The following is a 14,583-nucleotide window of genomic DNA, read 5'->3' as shown; positions in this document are numbered from 1 at the left end:
GCACCACCCCCGATTTTCCCGGCCTCGGGCGGGACCGCAAGGGCCCGGGAAGACTACAAACGCCGAGGCCACAACCCCCAGATGCGGTTGCAGTATCAGGCCGCGGGTGGGCCACCCGCAGGAGGCTGCTTCCATCGGGGTGGCCATGTCAGATCACGTGGGATTGCCGCCCCGGGTATGCCGAGGGTCTTTCGGGCGCAGCGGTGGTACTCGTCCCGAGCTCGCCTGTACTCGGCGAACGCTGCTTCCCACTCCTCCGCACCACCTGGCATCTGGCCCTTAGCCAGAGCCACCAGGTGCCATAGGCAGTGATCCAAATGGCGCGTCGCGGTGATGGTGTCTGTGTCAGTGAGGAGGCGCACGGTCTCCAGTAGTCCGGAGCGCTGTGCCTCACCCGAATCCAGCGTGGCCAGATTCTGTGCCGTCGGCTCCAGTGGTGTCGCATCCGAGTTGAGCCCTCTATGCGCGGCCAGTCCGTGCGCGACCACGGCGATGTCCTTGATTGCCCGTGCGTAGTCGGCGTAGGCGACGAGTCTCCTCTCGTCCCACCGGACATCCTGCTGTCGTCGCCATCGGGCACGTTCGGTCAGCGTGGTGGTGACATACGAGGCGCCTGCGCCAACGATGACGCCGGCGAGGGCGGATATCTGGACGACGGCGCTCATGAGTCCCCCCAATCCCGGAAGGTCAACCTCGGCGTCAGCTGGCCCATTGTGCTGCTTCAACCTCGTCGCGCTCGCTACCAGCCAGCAGGCGCCTGGCGCCGTGCTCGTTCAACAGCTCAGCCGGGACACACCACTCGCGGTACGGCTTGCCCTCCTCGACGAGCTCGAAGTTCTCCAGGTTCACGTCGTCCGGAAAGACGATCTCAAGGAGCTGCTCGCCCTTCGCGCCCTCGTTGGTATCCATCGGGACGTCGGCGATGAACACACCGCGAAGGGTGAAGCCAACGAGCTTGTACGTGCCCTCGGCGTCGCGGAACCCGTCGCGGAGGATCGCCTCGGTGGCGTCGGTGGTGTGAAAGTAGACCGTCACCCCACCCAAGCTACGCATCTCGGCTTGCCGGATGTCAGGAATGGACCACCTGTCAGTGGTGAGCGCTACGGTCACCGGCCATGGACTTCCCGATAGCCGCAACCGTCAGCGCCACCTCGGCCCTACTGAGCGCCGTCGCAGCAGGCGCGTCCTGGCGCGCAGCTCGCAAGTCGAACGACACTGCCGCTGCAGTGGCAGCGATCGAGCACAACCGCTGGCACACCGAGCTGACCCCGACCTTCGACATCGCGTTCACAGACCAGGGCAACGACCGCGCCATGCTGAGGCTGACGCTGACCGGGCCTGCCGGACTGGATCGGCTCGACCAGCTAACGGTCTCGGTGCGGGGCGACGGGTTTAATCACGACCCCGTCGGCGGATACCGGTCTGAAGCGGAGGCCGCTGAGTACGCACGAACGATCTGGGGACCCTACCGGTTTGTCTATGGCTCCGACGGAGGATCAGAGGATGGCAAGCGCGTCGACCCGGTCTGCTTGGAGCTCGGCGACTGGGCGCTGTTCAGCATGAGCCGCACGCTGGCGCCGAGTTGGTACGGAGACCATTCGATGTGGCGTCAGGAGCACAGCGGAAAGCCGGTCAGACTCACGATGACGGGCATGCGCGAGGGCTCCAGCCTTGGATGATCCCTTGGGAGGGCGTGGCCACCACCACCTCGTGAGAATCACAGCCCGATCCCCCTCATCGGGTTGTCCCGCCAGCGGTCGACGGGCCGGATGTACTCCAGCACCTGCGGGCTGGTCTTGGACGAGCGGCCGTGCTCGGCGATGAAGCTCGTCGGGTGACCGGCTTTCGCGGCCTCGGTGGGTCCGCCGGCGCGGAGGCCGTGGGCGGTGAAGTCCGCCGCACCGTCCAGGCCAGCGGCGGCGGCGAGACGCTCCACTGCCTCGTTCACGGCGGCGCCGGAGATGCCGCCAGCCTGCAACTGGCCCCACCGGTTGATCCGGCGGAGCAGCGGTCCGTCGGTCACCTGCTGCTCAGCGAGGGCGTCCAACCAGGCCCGGGTGACGCGCACGGGGTCGGTGTCGGGATGGACGCCGTGGGGGATGTGGACCTCGGCGCCGACGGCGTCCTGATCGGTCTTGCTGGTCCGCACCAGAACGGTGAGGCCGTCGTCGGTGAACCGGACGTCACTGATGGCCAGCGCGGCCAGCTCGGACCGCCTTGCCATCATGCTGAACCCGAGGACGAGCAGGACGCGGTCACGCTTCCCGGAGAGTGTCTCCGGGTCGGTGGTCTCGATCATCGCCCGGAGCGGGGCGAGGGTGACCGGCGGCGCCTTCCGCTTCCGCTTCCCCGCCGCGGCACGGTCTCGGCGGTGGACCTTGAGGACGGCGAGGGCCGCGTCGGTCTCCGGCTGGCCACGGTGACCGGCTACCCGGTGGGCGGTGCGGATTGCGGCGATGCCCTGCTCGATCGTCGACGGCGCCTGGTCGAGGTCGGCGAGATGGCTGACGTACTCGGCCAGCGTGTGCGGCGTCGCCGGGAGCGGACTGCGGCCGGCGTCGCTGCACCAGGCGGCCGCCCCGGTCTTCGACCTGTCGAACGACACACCCAGGCCCTTCGCGTGCCGGGATACCGACGACCGCGAGATGCCCAACTCGTCTGCGATGTCCCGCACCGATGTGCCCGCGTCAGCCAGCTCACACAAGCGGATCCGCTGAGTGTCGGTCAGGGCCACTGTGGTGCACCTCCTCGCGCGCGTGATCGTGGTCTGGAACGTCCCACCGCTACTGCTGCGGTGGTTGTGTCGAGTGTGATCTTTGGGTGTCCGCACGCGGATACGGGACCAGGGACACAGGGACAGCAGGGACACCGAGTCGAGGTGGCGGGTGGAGACCGGCTGAACCTGCATCCGTCGATCCGCTGGGACGGCCGGAGACTGCTCCTGAACACCCGTGTCAACGCTGTGCTCAGCGTCGGTCTTCGTGGACGTCAGCAGGTCGTGGCGCGCGCTTCGCATCGTGAGACGTCTCAATCCGCAGGTCAGAGCCTTGAAGGCACGTTGGGACGCGGAGACACCGGATCAGGGTTGCTACCACCGCGTGCCGCCCGGCAAGGTGGAGCCGCGCTTCAGGGGCCTTCTGCGACACGCCAGGTCACGGCGCCGTCCATCACACTCGACTCATCCATGGGGGCACCCATGCGCTCGACGCGCAGTGACATCGGCGCGGCTGCCGTGGCAGCCGCACGGGTCAAGGGTGCGGGACGTCAGACATCTGATGCGTGCCTTGCGGTGTTGAGAGCCCGGCCGAGCGGGAGCCCGAGGTTCAGGGGGCCTGAGAACGTCCACGACCATGACCTCGCACGGTCACGTCGCAAGGGCGTGTGCAGGCGATACGCGTCAGCTGTTCGGCCATTGACCCGCAGCGACACACATCCGCGCTGCCGCCCAGCCCTTCGTCATTTTCATTTGTCGAAGCCCTTCCCTTTTCGAGGAGAACCATGATCGGTAAAAGGCTCGTAGTCCGGCTTGGCGTGGTGTCCGTCACCGCGGTCCTTGCCGCCGGCGCTCTCGGCGGCGTGGCCAGTGCCAACAGCAATCCCAGCACCCCGTGGGTGGGCCCTGGCCAGACCAACACCTACGACGGCGTGTGGTGCGTCCAGCGCCTTCTCAACGACATTGGCGACCCAGGCTGGCACCACCTCGACGAGGACGGCTCCTTCGGGCCGGACACCGCCGGAGCGATCCGCGCCTACCAGCAGGCCGTGAAGGACTACGGCGCGGTGCCGTCGATGCAGGTCGACGGCATCGTCGGACCGCAGACCGGAAATCTCCTGGTCGGCGCCACCTACGGCGCCTCCGGCACCAACTGCGCCAACATCCTGCCCACCTGACCCTGACTCGACATCCCACCATTCTCGGAGGAGAGAGCATGAAGACCATATCCCGGACCGCGTCCAAGGCTGCCGCAGTGTCCGTCGCAGCCCTGTGTCTGACCTTCGGACTCACCGCCAACGCGGACGCTGCGACCTATGACGGCCAGGACGCCATCTCCTCGGGCTGCGCCAGTTCCGCAATCACCGCAGCATCGACGAACATCGCCATGAACGACGGGACCGTGGTCGGGCAGATCCAGCTCCGGTACAGCACTGGCTGCAGGACCACCTGGGCCCGACTTCTGTCGTACCGTCAGCCCACCGGAACCGCTCAGGTCTACCGGAACTCCGACTACACGTTGTACCAGTGTGGAAGCTCCCTCAGCTGGGTCGGCTCCCTCGGCGCCTACTCGTGCTACACGCCGATGGTCAACGACGCAGGTGTCACCTCGGTGGCGATCGGATCCGCCTACTACGACGCATCGACGTCCACCGGCGGCTTTGCGACCGCTGCGTACTGAGCCCTTGCGTCCACGGCCAGTGGGGGTGACCTCCCCCTCCCCCCCCGCACGAGCCATCGACGCGACAGGCGTCGTGGACCACCCATTCAAGAGATCCTGACCACTCACGAGGGAAGTCACCCATGCGTAAGAGCATTGTCGCTGCCGTCGTCACCGGCGCTGCCCTGATAGCCACCGGCCTCGCCGCGAGCCCGGCCAGCGCCGCCAACTCCACCTCGCCGCTCGGCTTCGCCAACGACCTGTGCCTCGACGTGCCGAACTCCAATGCAGTGGTCGGTCAGCAGGTCCAGCAGTGGACCTGCAACGGCACTGAAGCCCAGATGTGGACGACCTATTGGGTGGACAGCACCCACTTCCAGGTCCACAGCGGCCTCAACTACAACCTGTGCCTGAACAACTGGGAGGGCGGAGACACGGTCGGCAACCACATCAAGCTGTACAACTGCGAGACCACCCCGGACGGCCTGTTCAACTGGGTCCACACCGGCAGCGGCACCCAGATCCAGCCGCAGAGCGCCTGGCACACCTGCGTGAACGGGTGGGGCGGCGACGCGCCGGGAAACGAGATGCGTCTCTACACCTGCCAGGACGTTGACAACGAGAACCTCATCGTCATTCCCGCCTAGCCTTCACGTTCAGTGGTCGTAAGCGATCAATGATGAATGTGCAGCGGCTCCTGGCCTCGACCGGCACCCGGTCGAGGCCAGGGCCCTTCGCTCCCTTGTGTGGGTCGATTCGTGTCGTGAAATGACGAACGCCGCATCCTGCGTGGGTCTCTGATTGTCGAGATCCGAAGGTGGTCTCGGTGCGGGCGGACCAGCGCTGGGATCGGCGGCCCCGGTGCGGGTGTGCCGGGCGCGGTCACCCTTGAGCGATCAGCCAGAAGAACGAGAGCAGCCTCCCGGCCGCAAGGAAGCACACCGCAGTACCCCCAGTGACCCGTAGCCCCGTGGCCTCTACCACACCCACGGCGCCGCACCGATCCCACGACAGTCCTCTGAAAGGACCTTCATGCCCGTCAAGGGAACCCTCGCGCGTCGGACCACCCGACTGCTGGCCCCAGCACTGGCGGCAGCCTTCCTCGGCCTGGCCGCCGGCCCGGCCTCCGCCGCGACCGTGCCTGACCGGATCAACCTCTCCTCCCCCTCCTGCCCGAGCGTGGTGCAGCAGGGCGAGGACGACGGCTGCGTCACGGAGCTGCAGACCCTGCTCAACCAGCACGGCACCTCACTCACGGTGGACGGCGCCTTCGGTTCAGGCACCCTGGCCGCGGTCAAATCCTTCCAGAGCGCCAACGGCCTGACGGCGGACGGCCTGGTCGGCTCCGCCACCCGGGGCGCGCTCTACTACGTGAACCCGGCAACGCCGATCAACCTCGGTTCCCCGCGCTGCGCGGTCGACATCCAGCAGGGCGAGAACGACGGCTGCGTGGAGGAAGTACAGAACCTGCTCAACTCGCACGGCGCCGGACTGACCGTCGACCACAGCTTCGGGCCGGCCACCGCCAACGCCGTCTCCACCTACCAGACCTCCGTCGGACTCCCGGCCACCGGCGTGGCCGACCCGACCACAAAGGCCAAGCTGTACGGGCAGCCGGCACCGCAGACCCCGCCCGACCTGGGGTCGGCCCGCTACGCCGCCATCGTGAGCGAGGCCCGGGCAGCACTCACGCAGAACATCCCCTACGTCTGGGGTGGCGGCCACGACAGCGACACCGGCCCCTCCATCGGCACCTGCGGTGGCTACACCGGCACCATCCTTCCGTGCCCGGCCGACCACACGGTGGGCCTGGACTGCTCCGGCTTCACCCGCTGGCTCTACTGGCAGGCGGGCGCCGGCGATATCGGCCAGGCGACCGGTGACCAGATCAGCAACCCACGCTTCACAACGGTGTCCCTGGCCAACGCGATCCCCGGCGACCTGGTCTTCTTCGGAAGCGGCGGTCCGGGCGACCCGGACCACGTCGGTGTCTACACCGGCACAGTCGACGGGGTTCCGATGATGATCGACCAGCCCTTCACCGGCGCCTACACCCGCTACCAGCCGGTGAGCGACGGAGCCAACCTGATCGGGTACTACCACCTCAGCTGATCCACCGACAGATGCGGTCCGCCCTCCCGCCGCCATGACCGCGCGCCCTGCCCGAGCGGCCCGACTGTCAGCCTGGATCCGCAGAGCCGTATTCACGTGCCTTGTCTTACCGCGAGCTGGAAGCGTAGAGAACTCCCATACTCGCAGGTCACAGGGCACGTCTTCTTCGTTGGTCAGCCTCTCACGGTCACCGGCCGGTGGATCCGGGCTCAGACCAAGATCCTCTCCCAGAATTCTCCCCAGGCGGGTCGGGAAACGCATCAGGGCCGATCTCCCTTGCGGGAAAACCGGCCCTGAACTGCTACTTCATCTGTCGGGACGACAGGATTTGAACCTGCGATCCCCTGACCCCCAGTCAGATGCAAAAGCCTTATTGCTACTTGAAACGGAACAAAGTGCACGCCATGCGCTCGCCCAGTGTGCACCCGAAGGCATCTCGCGGCGACCCGCGCACAGCGTGTGGTCCCAGAGTGGTCCCACGGAGGGCACTCACTCGCAGTGACACGGCCTCATCCAGCGGAACTGCCGTTAAGGAAAACGTCGCCGAATCCAGTGGAGGACGTCCCTATCTGACACTCCGTCGCCAGTGAGCCCAGCAAAGTGACATCCCCTGGACCGTCCCTGTGACCGCCGCTCGAAGTCCACATCGTGGCTCCAGGTGGTGCGTTGACCTCGGATATTCAACGGTGGCGATGATCTGACCCCGGATCAGAGAAAGGTGCCGTTGACTTGCAGGGATGTGAGTGTCGAAGTCATATCCAGTGCGGGAGCAAGGCACCTTTCGGGTGGAGGTTACAGGGTGGGATGAACGGCTGCCGGCGAAGGCCGATGGCAAGGGCGTGGTCGGACACACCGGGGCGGCGCTGCTGTGCCGATGTGCGGACACGGACCGGGTTGACCAGCGCGCTGGAGGAGGGTGCTGCCGAGCGGCATCGGTTCCGGGTGGCGTGACCGCGGCCAGGGGGTGGTGATGCTCGCGGTCGCGATCGCGCTGGGTGCGACGAGCCTGCTGGACGCCGAGGGCCCTGCCGGCCCACCAGGCCGCGCTGTTCAAGAGTCCGGCCTCGGACTCCACGCTGCGCCGAGCCTTGTCGGCGATCGACGACAAGGCCCTGACGAGGATCGCGAAGGCCCGGGCGCGGGTGCGTCGGCACGTGTGGAACCCGATCGCGCTTCGGCCCGGTGGCTTCCCCTGGCTGAGTGTTACGGGCAAGCGCCTGACCGGGTGGATCGTGATCGACATCGACGCCACGATCATCACCTCGGCGTCCAGGAAGGCCGGGGCAGCGGTGACTTTCAAGCGGACGTTTGGCTTTCACCCGCTGGCCGCGTGGTGCCAGAACACCCAGGAATGCCTGGCCATGCTGCTGCGCGAGGGCAACGCCGGCGCCAACACGGTCACCGATCACCTGCGCGTCCTGGCCGACGCCCTCGCCAGGTCCCCGACTCCTCGGCCGCCAAGATCCTCATCCGGATCGACGGCGCCGTGGCTACCCACGACCTCCTGGACCACCTCGAAGTCCTCAACACCACCCGCCGCACCGTGCGCTACCTGGTCGGCTGGAAGTTGACCGACGCCGACGAGCGCCATCGCTCTGCTGCCGGACGTCGCGTGGTGCGACACCCTGGCCCAGGACGGCACCGCCGTCCCCACCGCGCACATCGCCGAACTCACCGACCTGAGCACCCGCCCCGGCTGGCCCGACGGCATTCGCCTGCTGGTCCGCCGCACCCGACCCTCGGGTGCTCCACCACGTAGTCGCGCACCTCGTCGCGGACGGCGTCGGCGTCCCACTTGGCCCGGCTGAGCAGATGCTGTATGGCGTCCGGGGTGGACTCCCCGGCTCACTCGGCGATCGTCCATCAGTTCTTGCGCGGCAGGTACGCCAGGAGCCCGAGCACCAACCGCCGGACCCGGCGCCGTGACTCCATCCGAACGAAGCGGCCCGCGACCCGCGCCATCAGGGCTTCGAAGGACTCCTGCCAACGATCGGGGTCTACGCTGTGACCTGCGGCCAACGCATGATCTTCAGTCTTCACACACCGATGATCAACGGTGGCCGCAGCCATCCCGCAGCCGGGGCGCCGGCAACATCGCGGTCTACGGCTGGAGAACCAGGTCGCGCTGATACCAGGTGCCTGGCCTACCGCCGAGGCTGGCCGGATCTGCCGGGCGGTGATGGTGTCCTTGTAGGCACCGGGTTTGATGAGTTTCTTGTCGAACGGGACCGCGCGGCTTGCACTCTCGTAGATCTCGGTGGGCTTCTGGGTGGCCTTGAAGCCGCATGCGATCAGCCCACCTCCGGCGTTGGCGAACGCGGCGACGTCCTTCGCGAGCTCGTACTTGCCTTTGTCCGTGCCCAGGTCGTATGGGCCGGTGTCGGGATGGGCGCTTTTGAAGTCGACCCAGTCACTCTCGCGCGTGCCGATCAGTTGTGCGGGCTGCTTCGCGGCGAGCGCTGCAATCAGCTGCGCACGGCTGGTTACGGTCATTCCAATAGCCTAGAACCGATGCGGCCACGCCCTGTGCAGCCGCGCTCTCGCATGAACAGTGTCGTCTTCGCGGCGCGGCCCGTCGGCCAGGTTGCCGCGCCTCCGATCACGCAGCCGCCCACGGTACGACATCTTCCGCATCCCCGACCGGGGTGCCCACTCGACGCACCGGCAATCGAGCCGAGCGGACACGCGACTCCTTGAGCTGCGTCGTCGTGCACTGCACAAGTCGTATGCACACTCGGTCGGTCGCAGCCCCGAGGTTCGGCACGGTCGGAGGAAATCCTCGCCATCTCCGCAGAGCGGACCCGGCCCTAGCGGAACATTCGTTCGATTGCCATGATGGCCTGATCGCGTGTCCGTTCGGGCTAACGCTCGTTGGGCACGGCAGACAGGGGCTCGCGAGTTCTCCCGGGCCCGATAGGGGGACCGTCATGAGCGATCGCAGCGCCATCGAGTGGACCGAAGCGACCTGGAATCCCACCACCGGGTGCGACCAGGTCTCAGCTGGGTGCGACAACTGCTATGCGCTCACCCTGGCCAGGCGCCTGAAGTCGATGGGGGCAGCCAAGTACCAGCACGACGGCGATCCCCGTACCTCCGGTCCCGGCTTCGGCCTGGCGGTGCATCCCGACGCTCTCGATGTGCCACGGCGTTGGCGCTCCCCACGCACGGTGTTCGTGAACTCCATGAGCGATCTCTTCCACGCCCGGGTTCCGCTGCCGTTCGTCCGTCAGGTGTTCGACGTCATGGCGGACACCCCGCAGCACACCTACCAGCTGCTGACCAAACGATCGGTGCGCCTTCGACGCGTCGCCGGGCAACTCGACTGGCCGCCGAACCTGTGGATGGGCGTGTCGGTCGAGACCGCCTCCCAGCTCAGCCGAATCGACGACCTGCGCACGGTGCCGGCAGCTGTGCGTTTCCTATCCCTCGAACCCTTGCTCGGCCCGCTTCCCGGCCTGAAGCTCGACGGCATCGGCTGGGTCATCGCCGGTGGGGAGTCCGGCCCGGGCCATCGCCCCATGGAGCAGCAATGGGTGCTCGACATCCGCGACGCCTGCGGCGAGGTAGGGATCCCGTTCTTCTTCAAGCAGTGGGGCGGCCACAAGCCGAAGGCCGGCGGACGCGACTTGCAGGGCCGCACGTGGGACCAACTCCCCGCCCGTGCAGGCCTGGCCGTGTCCTAGTCGGCCGTGCACGCACTCTGGTGCCGCGCAAGACGCTGTGTGATTCTCGTTCCAGGCGTGTTCACAACACCGCATGGGGGGACACATGGCGGTACCAAAAGAACCTGTCTGGGATCGGGACCCGCACACCGCCGCCAAGCATGACGTGCTGCGCCGGTACCTCCAGGCGTGGGCGCCGATCCTGCTCTCCAGCAACGAGGCGGTCAGCTACGCCGAGGGGTTCGCCGGCCCGGGAATCTACAAGCACGGCGAGCCCGGTTCACCGGTGATCGCCCATCACGTCCTGGCTGCCGCTCTGCGCCAACGGCCGGGCAGGACCGTCAAGATGGTGCTCGTCGAGGAAGACGCCCAGCGCAAGGCGATGCTGGAGCGGCAGATCGCCCGCGCGCGCAGTACCGGCGGCCCCGAGCTGGCGCGGCTGCAGACCCGTATAGAGCAGGGGGGCTGCCATCCTGACCTGCTGGCGCACCTGGTGAACACGGGCAGCCATCTACACCCGATGTTCGTGCTGCTCGACGGCTTCGGCGGCCCCGAGGTGCCCTTCGCCCTCCTGCAGCAGATCGCACGCCACCGCAGCAGCGAGGTGATGATCACCTTCCAGCCGCAGTTCCTCGTCCGCTTCGCCACCGCCGACGGGATCCACCGCGAGGCGGGCAACGCATTCTTCGGAGGCTCGGACTGGCAGGGCGTGTTCAGCCAGCACAGCAGCGACAAGGCAGCCTTCCTGCGCGACCAGTACCGCCTGACCCTGCGCCGCGCCGGCTTCGACCACAGCCTGTCCTTCGAAATGATCGACGAGAAGGGCCACCTGCTCTACCTCATCTTCGGCACCAGACACGAGCGCGGTGTGGAGAAGATGAAGGACGCCATGTGGAAAGTCGACCCCACCACCGGCGTCCGCTACCGCGACCCCAAGGACACCGGCCAGCAGCTCCTGGACCTCGAATTCGAGCCGGACACCGCGCCCCTGCGTCGCATTCTCATCGACCACCTGCGTGCCGCACCTGCCCCTCTGAACGTGACAGCACTTCAGCGCTTCGCCCTTCTGGAGACGGTCTACCGGCCCGGCCAGGTCATCGCCTCCCTCACCAGGATGCGCGCCGACGAGTGGATCAACACCTCCCCGGGAAGGATCGTCAAAGCCTCGCAAATATCCCCAAATCGCAAAGACGCTCTCTTTTGAGGTCGTCCGGGACGTTGCAGGAATCCGCACCCCCACGAGCCCTGCCCTTGCCGATTACCTCATCCATGCAGGTGGGATGGCCCTTCGATGTCGAGTGCAGGGGTGCTCAAGTAGGCGCCGTCGCACGGTGGCGGCAAGTGCGGCATGATGATCGGTCGTGCTGCTGAAACTGGCGTACCTGGGCATGACGAACACGTTCGCGCTGCTGCGGCTGCTGCCGATGAGCGACCGCGAGAAGGACATCGAGATCCTGGCCCTGCGCCATCAGATCACCGTCCTGGAAAGACAGCTGAACGGACAACAGGTCCGCTTCCACGCCATCGACCGGGCCGTGCTCGCATCGCTGCTCCAGGGCCTTCCACGGGAAGCACTACGCCGGATGCGGCTGCTGGTGCGACCCGATACCGTGCTGCGCTGGCACCGCGACCTGGTCGCCCGCCGACACGCCGCCCGGTCCAGGCCCAAGCGCGGAGGCCGGCCCCGCACCGTGCACTCGATCCGCGCCCTCATCCTGCGCCTAGCCAGGGAGAACCCGAACTGGGGCTACCGGCGCCTGCACGGCGAACTGCTCGTGCTCGGGGTGAAGGTGGCCGCGTCCACCGTCTGGGAGATCCTCAAGGAAGCCGGCATCGAGCCGTCCCCTGAGCGCGCATCGAGCACCTGGGCGGACTTCCTGCGCTCCCAGGCCGACGCGCTTCTGGCATGCGACTTCTTCGAGACCGTCACCCTGTCCGGCGCCCGCCTCTACGTCTTCGCCGTGATCGAGCACGCCAACCGCCGGATCCGGATCCTGGGCGCCACCCCACACCCGACCGGGTCCTGGGTGGTCCAGGCCGCGAAGAACCTCGTCATGGACCTCGAGGACTCCGGCTGCCGGGAGCGCTACTTGATCAGGGACCGGGACGGGAAGTTCCCCCAACTGTTCGATGATGTGCTCAAGGACGCGGGAATCGAGGTCGTGCTCAGCGGTGTTCGGATGCCGAGAATGAACTCGATCATGGAACGATGGGTCCAGACCTGCAGACGAGAACTGCTGGACCGCACGCTGATCTGGGACCAGCGCCACCTCCTGCACGCCCTGCGCGAGTTCGAGACGTTCTACAACGGGCACCGGCCGCACCAGGGCATCGCCAACGCCTGCCCGCTGCACCCACTGCCCGATCCGATCGAAGACCCGGGCCGAATCGCCCATCTGGACATACGACGACGAGCACGACTCGGCGGCATCCTCCACGAGTACCAACATGCCGCTTGACCAGCCTGGATGAGGTATTCGGCAAGGGCAGGGCTGAGCCCACACGGAAGACCTCTGCCCGCCGCCCCGGCAACCTCGGTGCGGCGGGCAGAGCCGTTTCCCGGACCGGTGCGGGCGGCGATGGGACGGCTGACCCGCCGGGGAGATCGTCGACCGCTTCCGCCCTGGCTGGAACTCGCCGAAGAAGTTGGCTGAAATCAGCTGCCCGCGACCTGCGGACATCACGCAGAGTAAGCAAAATCGAGGAGTCGAAGGATGCCCAAAAGCCGCAAAACACCCCTCGGGGCGGCCGGTGGTCCCAAAGTGGTCCCAAGCAGTGCACGAACGAATCTCGATCAAAACTGACGCCTCATCAGCGAAAGGGCCGCTGACCTGGAGTTTCCTCCGGCCAGCGGCCCTCTCACTTCTGTCGGGACGACAGGATTTGAACCTGCGACCCCCTGACCCCCAGTCAGGTGCGCTACCAAGCTGCGCCACGTCCCGTGGCTGCGGTGCCTTGCGGCTTCGCTGCCCCGTCCCCGGTCTCCCGGGCACAGGAAGAACAATACAGCACGCCGGGTCGTGCTCGCGCCCACCTTTCGCGGGGCGTGGTGGGCACGGAGTGGCTGGTCAGGGCGCCGGGTGGCGGGAGTCGTAGCGGGCGAAGGAGGGGTACCGGGCGGTGAGCAGCAGCAGGGCGGCGACGCAGGCGAGGCCGCCGCTGACGGCGGAGAAGGTCGGGGTGGTCAGCTGGGCGACCGTGCCGGACTCGAAGTCGCCGAGGCGGGGGCCGCCGGCGACGACCACGATGAACACCCCCTGGAGCCGTCCGCGCATGTCGTCCGGGGCTGCTGCCTGCATGATCGTGTTGCGGAAGATCATGCTCACGGTGTCCGCCGCGCCCGCGACGGCCAGGAGCAGCAGGCCCAGCCACAGCTGCCGGGCCAGTCCGAACCCGGCGATCGACAGGCCCCAGGCCAGCACCGCGAAGAGCACTGCCAGGCCGTGCCGGTGCACCCGGCCGACCCAGCCGGAGAACAGCGCGCCGAGCAGCGCTCCCACCGCCGGGGCGGCCGCCAGCAGCCCCACCGTGCGGGCGTCGCCGTGGAAGAGCACCACGGCCAGCGCGGGGAACAGGGCCCGGGGCATCCCGAAGACCATGGCGGCGAGGTCGGCCAGGAAGCTCATCCGCAGGTTGGGGCGGTCGCGCAGGAAGCGCAGCCCGTCCAGGACGGAGGCTCGGCGGGTCGGTCCGCCCGCCGCCGCCGGCTCGGGCCGCATCGACGGCAGCCGCCACATGGCGTAGAGGGAGGCGCTGAACGCGAGCGCGTCGAACAGGTACGCCGCCTGGTAGCTCCACAGCCCGATCAGCAGCCCGCCGAGCATCGGGCCCACGGTCAGGCCCAGGTTCATGCTGACGGTGGAGAGCGCGTTGGCCGCCGGCAACTGCTCGGCGGGGACCAGGCGGGGCACCATCGACGCCCGCGCGGGTGCGTTCAGCGCGAAGCACACGGCCTGCAGCGCGACCACCCCGTACAGGACGCCGACCTGCCGGACGCCGAGGAAGGCCTGGGTCGCCAGCGCCGCCGACAGGACGGCCAGCCCGGACGCACCGAGCAGGCCGAGCCTGCGCCGGTCCACCCGGTCGGCGATGGCCCCGCCGTAGAGGCCGAAAACGACCAGCGGCACGAGCGAGCAGAGGCCGACCAGGCCGGTCGCGAACGTGGAACCGGTCAGCGTGTACACCTGGACCGAGACGGCCAGGGCGGTCATCTGCTGTCCGACGGACGAGACGCTCTGCCCGAACCACAGCCGCCGGAAGTGCGGGCTGGTGCGGAGCGGGGTGACGTCGGCGAGGGCGCTGCGTGCGAGGCGGCGCAGGGCGCCGGGGCGCGGGGACGCGGACGCGGGCTCGGCGGCCACGGCCACGGCCACTGTCGCGGCCACAGGTCCGTGCTCAGGCTCAGGCTCGGGCGCCGGCGTGAGCGTGGGGCTGGA

At 67.8% G+C, this 14,583-nt stretch carries 13 protein-coding genes, 1 tRNA gene and 1 pseudogene; 9 read left to right on the top strand and 6 right to left on the bottom strand.

The window, feature by feature from the left end; all coding sequences use genetic code 11:
• Positions 1-95: 95 nt before the first annotated feature.
• Both ABH925_RS35290 and ABH925_RS35285 read right to left on the bottom strand, forming a co-directional pair.
• The gene (locus ABH925_RS35290) at positions 96-665 is read right to left on the bottom strand and encodes a hypothetical protein (RefSeq protein ID WP_370155209.1); all 570 of its coding nucleotides are present in this window, start codon (positions 663-665) and stop codon (positions 96-98) included.
• A gap of 34 nt (positions 666-699) precedes the next feature.
• Positions 700-1,110 (bottom strand): hypothetical protein, encoded by a 411-nt coding sequence (locus ABH925_RS35285; RefSeq protein WP_370155207.1) that lies wholly within the window; start codon positions 1,108-1,110, stop codon positions 700-702.
• Positions 1,111-1,115: 5 nt separating this feature from the next.
• On the opposite strand from ABH925_RS35285, the gene ABH925_RS35280 reads away from it, so the two are divergent.
• A complete protein-coding gene (locus tag ABH925_RS35280) occupies positions 1,116-1,679 on the top strand; it encodes a hypothetical protein (RefSeq protein ID WP_370155206.1) in 564 nt (187 codons plus the stop codon).
• A gap of 38 nt (positions 1,680-1,717) precedes the next feature.
• Here the strand turns inward: ABH925_RS35280 and ABH925_RS35275 are convergent, their stop codons facing one another.
• The gene (locus ABH925_RS35275) at positions 1,718-2,605 is read right to left on the bottom strand and encodes a tyrosine-type recombinase/integrase (protein ID WP_370155203.1); all 888 of its coding nucleotides are present in this window, start codon (positions 2,603-2,605) and stop codon (positions 1,718-1,720) included.
• A gap of 893 nt (positions 2,606-3,498) precedes the next feature.
• Between ABH925_RS35275 and ABH925_RS35270 the strand changes: the two genes are divergently transcribed.
• The 5 genes from ABH925_RS35270 (at position 3,499) to ABH925_RS35250 (ending at position 8,056) form a co-directional block, all read left to right on the top strand.
• A complete protein-coding gene (locus ABH925_RS35270; protein WP_370155201.1) occupies positions 3,499-3,891 on the top strand; it encodes a peptidoglycan-binding protein in 393 nt (130 codons plus the stop codon).
• Between the two features lie 38 nt (positions 3,892-3,929).
• A complete protein-coding gene (locus tag ABH925_RS35265; RefSeq protein ID WP_370155200.1) occupies positions 3,930-4,394 on the top strand; it encodes a DUF2690 domain-containing protein in 465 nt (154 codons plus the stop codon).
• 122 nt (positions 4,395-4,516) lie between these two features.
• Positions 4,517-5,020, top strand: coding sequence for an RICIN domain-containing protein (locus ABH925_RS35260; protein ID WP_370155198.1), 504 nt, complete (start codon positions 4,517-4,519; stop codon positions 5,018-5,020).
• 385 nt (positions 5,021-5,405) lie between these two features.
• Positions 5,406-6,485, top strand: coding sequence for a peptidoglycan-binding protein (locus ABH925_RS35255; protein WP_370155196.1), 1,080 nt, complete (start codon positions 5,406-5,408; stop codon positions 6,483-6,485).
• A 995-nt stretch (positions 6,486-7,480) separates the two neighbouring features.
• Positions 7,481-8,056: a transposase gene (locus ABH925_RS35250; protein ID WP_370155194.1), complete on the top strand. Its 576-nt coding sequence runs from the start codon at positions 7,481-7,483 to the stop codon at positions 8,054-8,056.
• A gap of 172 nt (positions 8,057-8,228) precedes the next feature.
• On the opposite strand, the pseudogene ABH925_RS35245 reads toward ABH925_RS35250, so the two are convergent.
• Positions 8,229-8,447 (bottom strand): annotated as a pseudogene (locus ABH925_RS35245) (transposase); the annotation flags it as partial.
• Positions 8,448-9,412: 965 nt separating this feature from the next.
• On the opposite strand from ABH925_RS35245, the gene ABH925_RS35240 reads away from it, so the two are divergent.
• From ABH925_RS35240 to ABH925_RS35230, 3 genes are all read left to right on the top strand, one after another.
• A complete protein-coding gene (locus ABH925_RS35240) occupies positions 9,413-10,168 on the top strand; it encodes a DUF5131 family protein (RefSeq protein WP_370155191.1) in 756 nt (251 codons plus the stop codon).
• An 85-nt stretch (positions 10,169-10,253) separates the two neighbouring features.
• Positions 10,254-11,351, top strand: coding sequence for a three-Cys-motif partner protein TcmP (locus tag ABH925_RS35235; protein ID WP_370155189.1), 1,098 nt, complete (start codon positions 10,254-10,256; stop codon positions 11,349-11,351).
• A gap of 157 nt (positions 11,352-11,508) precedes the next feature.
• Positions 11,509-12,606 carry an integrase core domain-containing protein gene (locus tag ABH925_RS35230; protein ID WP_370155187.1) on the top strand — a complete coding sequence of 366 codons (1,098 nt, stop codon included), beginning with the start codon at positions 11,509-11,511 and terminating at the stop codon, positions 12,604-12,606.
• A gap of 409 nt (positions 12,607-13,015) precedes the next feature.
• On the opposite strand, the gene ABH925_RS35225 is transcribed toward ABH925_RS35230, so the two are convergent.
• Positions 13,016-13,089: transfer RNA gene (locus tag ABH925_RS35225), tRNA-Pro, on the bottom strand.
• Between the two features lie 126 nt (positions 13,090-13,215).
• A complete protein-coding gene (locus ABH925_RS35220; RefSeq protein ID WP_370155213.1) occupies positions 13,216-14,466 on the bottom strand; it encodes an MFS transporter in 1,251 nt (416 codons plus the stop codon).
• Positions 14,467-14,583: the final 117 nt, after the last annotated feature.

Origin of the sequence: Streptacidiphilus sp. EB129 (genome assembly GCF_041262645.1) — a bacterium.
GTDB lineage: Bacteria > Actinomycetota > Actinomycetes > Streptomycetales > Streptomycetaceae > Streptacidiphilus.
Note: the sequence above shows the minus strand (reverse complement) of the source record. Positions and strands in the feature narration are given on the sequence as shown.

Excerpts from the sequence above, each read along its gene's own strand:
- ABH925_RS35290 (WP_370155209.1), bottom strand. The coding sequence starts at position 665 with ATGAGCGCCGTCGTCCAGATATCCGCCCTCGCCGGCGTCATCGTTGGC.
- ABH925_RS35280 (WP_370155206.1), top strand. The coding sequence starts at position 1,116 with ATGGACTTCCCGATAGCCGCAACCGTCAGCGCCACCTCGGCCCTACTG.
- ABH925_RS35270 (WP_370155201.1), top strand. The coding sequence starts at position 3,499 with ATGATCGGTAAAAGGCTCGTAGTCCGGCTTGGCGTGGTGTCCGTCACC.
- ABH925_RS35265 (WP_370155200.1), top strand. The coding sequence starts at position 3,930 with ATGAAGACCATATCCCGGACCGCGTCCAAGGCTGCCGCAGTGTCCGTC.
- ABH925_RS35260 (WP_370155198.1), top strand. The coding sequence starts at position 4,517 with ATGCGTAAGAGCATTGTCGCTGCCGTCGTCACCGGCGCTGCCCTGATA.
- ABH925_RS35255 (WP_370155196.1), top strand. The coding sequence starts at position 5,406 with ATGCCCGTCAAGGGAACCCTCGCGCGTCGGACCACCCGACTGCTGGCC.
- ABH925_RS35240 (WP_370155191.1), top strand. The coding sequence starts at position 9,413 with ATGAGCGATCGCAGCGCCATCGAGTGGACCGAAGCGACCTGGAATCCC.
- ABH925_RS35235 (WP_370155189.1), top strand. The coding sequence starts at position 10,254 with ATGGCGGTACCAAAAGAACCTGTCTGGGATCGGGACCCGCACACCGCC.